This is a genomic window from Psychrobacter sp. AOP5-GZ1-6, assembly GCF_052376345.1.
Lineage (GTDB): Bacteria > Pseudomonadota > Gammaproteobacteria > Pseudomonadales > Moraxellaceae > Psychrobacter.
In genome coordinates this window covers 1-422 of sequence record NZ_JBQSVP010000348.1, presented here as the reverse complement: position 1 = coordinate 422, position 422 = coordinate 1, and the positions used below count along the sequence as shown (strand labels likewise).

Annotated in this window: 1 protein-coding gene; it reads right to left on the bottom strand. The window is 50.9% G+C overall.

Going from position 1 to position 422, the window contains the following annotated elements:
• Nucleotides 1–422 (bottom strand): type VI secretion system Vgr family protein (locus ACT3RN_RS16150; RefSeq protein ID WP_444518875.1); only part of this gene is annotated, 422 nt, incomplete at both ends.

Below are 422 nucleotides of genomic sequence, written 5' to 3'. Positions count from 1 at the left end.
AGACTGGCTACTACTGATATGAATGCCTGTGCTACCTTGGATATTGGCAGCGGCTTCAGTCTCTAAGCTGATACCTTGTCCACGTGCTTGACCACGGGTATGGTCGGTATGCTGATACAGATGACCAATGGTTAGGCTGGACTGGTAGCTGCTGCTATAGGCGTTGATCTGAGGACTCTCAGGATGGGCGTCAAACATGAGCTGGTTGTAGCCATTAGTGACGCTGTCTTTGGTCGCATCCCCGCTGCGGCTGCTATCAATGCTTTGGGTTTTGATTCCGTCTATGGGGTATGCATGGCTTTGGTTAATGAACCAAGCTGGACTGGTGGCGTCGATGCTGTCTGAGTCACTAACGATGCTGTTGTGCTGAGCATCGATATTGCCTTGTCCGTTATGGGTGCTGCCGATGATGATGGGATTGT